1 protein-coding gene is annotated in these 276 nt (G+C 68.1%); it reads left to right on the top strand.

Annotated elements, in window-relative coordinates; translation table 11 throughout:
• Positions 1–276: DUF885 family protein (locus CVH10_RS20110; RefSeq protein ID WP_146143161.1), on the top strand; the 276-nt coding region annotated here is incomplete at both ends.

The following is a 276-nucleotide window of genomic DNA, read 5'->3' as shown; positions in this document are numbered from 1 at the left end:
CCGCCCGCGCCGACGGTCTGCTGAAGGCGCAAGGGCTGACCCAAGGATCGGTGGCCCAACGGATCGCGGCCCTGGGGGACGATCCCAAATACATCTACGCCGACAACGATGCCGGCAAGGCCGAGCTGATCGCCAAGCTGAACGCCCAGATGGCCGATATGCAGGCGCGGCTGCCGAACGCCTTCGGCCGCCTGCCCAAGGCCAAGGTCGAGATCAAGCGCGTGCCCCCCGAGATCGAGGCCGGCGCGCCGATGGGCTATTACAACTCGCCCAGCC

The organism is Halomonas sp. ND22Bw (assembly GCF_003011945.1).
Lineage (GTDB): Bacteria > Pseudomonadota > Gammaproteobacteria > Pseudomonadales > Halomonadaceae > Halomonas > Halomonas halophila.
Note: the sequence above shows the minus strand (reverse complement) of the source record. Positions and strands in the feature narration are given on the sequence as shown.